A 1,194-nucleotide genomic window follows, 5' to 3' on the forward strand; every position below is an offset into this window, starting at 1 on the left:
GTAGCGCTAGGGGAACCTGGCGCTGGATCACCTCCTTATACGATGATTATTGCGATGAGTGTTCACACAGATTGATACGGTTTAGAAAGTTTAGAGTATCTTAGTGTCCCGTTCGTCTAGAGGCCTAGGACACCGCCCTTTCACGGCGGTAACAGGGGTTCGACTCCCCTACGGGATACCATGGGTCGTTAGCTCAGTCGGTAGAGCAGTTGACTTTTAATCAATTGGTCGCAGGTTCGAATCCTGCACGACCCACCATTACTTCAAGAGTTGGGGTTATAGCTCAGCTGGGAGAGCGCCTGCCTTGCACGCAGGAGGTCTGCGGTTCGATCCCGCATAGCTCCACCATTCTTGAACGCAATGGGCGATTAGCTCAGTTGGGAGAGCACCTGCCTTACAAGCAGGGGGTCACTGGTTCGAACCCGGTATCGCCCACCACTCTTTAAATATTTTTAGTGTTTCTTGATGAAAACCACCTTCTTTATGTTTGTGGTTGATTTTTCGACGCTGAGAGTCTTTAAAAAGTGTGTTTCTCGTAGAGAATTGCATTGCTCTTTAACAATTTGGAAAGCTGACAAAACAACAATTTATTGTTGTTTGTAAAGTTCTCAATGTTTGTCTTTAAGACAAACACCAACAAACACATTCAAGTGTTCTTGGGAAGGTCACTTTAGTGACTATTCGAAATTGAGTCCGGCAAAATCAACGCTATCTCGCTCATTCAAATAATGAGATAGCAACTTTGGTTGTTTAACAAAGACCCTTTGGGGTTGTATGGTTAAGTGACTAAGCGTACACGGTGGATGCCTTGGCAGTCAGAGGCGATGAAGGACGTAGTAACTTGCGATAAGCGTAGATGAGGCAGTAACAGCCACTTGAGTCTACGATTTCCGAATGGGGAAACCCACTGGCATAAGCCAGTATCATTGAGTGAATACATAGCTCAATGAAGCGAACCGGGAGAACTGAAACATCTAAGTACCCCGAGGAAAAGAAATCAACCGAGATTCCGAAAGTAGCGGCGAGCGAAATTGGATTAGCCCTTAAGCTTTACATGTGTTAGACGAACGGTCTGGAAAGTCCGACGATACAGGGTGATAGTCCCGTAGTTGTAGATGCATGTTCAGTGAAATCGAGTAGGGCGGGACACGTGTTATCCTGTCTGAATATGGGGGGACCATCCTCCAAGGCTAA

At 46.3% G+C, this 1,194-nt stretch carries 4 tRNA genes and 1 rRNA gene; all 5 read left to right on the top strand.

Annotation, left to right across the window (positions count from 1 at the left end):
• Positions 1-105 precede the first annotated feature (105 nt).
• Positions 106-181, top strand: a tRNA-Glu gene (locus PQQ36_RS22430).
• A 1-nt stretch (position 182) separates the two neighbouring features.
• Positions 183-258, top strand: a tRNA-Lys gene (locus PQQ36_RS22435).
• Positions 259-272: 14 nt separating this feature from the next.
• A tRNA-Ala gene (locus tag PQQ36_RS22440) sits at positions 273-348 on the top strand.
• A gap of 14 nt (positions 349-362) precedes the next feature.
• Positions 363-438 (top strand) — tRNA-Val (locus PQQ36_RS22445).
• Between the two features lie 338 nt (positions 439-776).
• A 23S ribosomal RNA gene (locus PQQ36_RS22450) occupies positions 777-1,194 on the top strand; the annotation flags it as partial.

Source organism: Vibrio sp. CCUG 15886 (assembly GCF_028570825.1).
Lineage (GTDB): Bacteria > Pseudomonadota > Gammaproteobacteria > Enterobacterales > Vibrionaceae > Vibrio > Vibrio vulnificus_B.